Here is a 588-nt window from a genome sequence, read left to right on the forward strand (position 1 = left end):
CACCCTCGGCAACGATGCGCACCCTCGGCAACGATGCGACCCTGGATAATCGAAAGACGTACTGTATCTGGCGGAGCCAGCGATGCCGTAAGCCGCTTTAACACGAACGCCGGCTCAAGGCTCTGATAGAATTGCCATTGCGAATGGACGCGGGCGGGGTCGACCTGGGTTCCAGACAACAGCGACTGCGGGTCGGCGCCAAGCGGGTCTCTCAGGCCGGAAATGTAGAATTGTCCACCCCTCGCCGTTTGTTGGGCGACGATGATGCCCGGCTGGGTYCCCAGTCGCGAYACATAGGCCTGCCAGTGCTCCGCCGCGCGTGCTTCGGGGCTCACATCACGAACCTTGGAGATGGCGAATTCCGGTCCGCCTACCGAAAGCTGTCGGGCCACTGCGCGCGCCCGATCTATCCAGGTGTCGGGAGCCTCACCCTCGGCAACGATGCGACCCTGGGCAATCGAAAGCAGAACAGATTTGGGCGGAGCCAACGACGCCGTCAGCCGCTTTAACACGAACGCCGGCTCAAGGCTCTGATAGAATTGCCATTGCGAATGGACGCGGGCGGGATCGACCTGCGTTCCAGACAAC

The 588-nt window shown here is 61.9% G+C and carries 1 pseudogene; it reads right to left on the reverse strand.

Annotated features, from left to right (window positions below):
• A pseudogene (locus tag AC1D06_RS42740) lies at nucleotides 1–588 on the reverse strand (OmpA family protein); the annotation flags it as partial.

The organism is Rhizobium sp. P2_G2 (assembly GCF_056403555.1).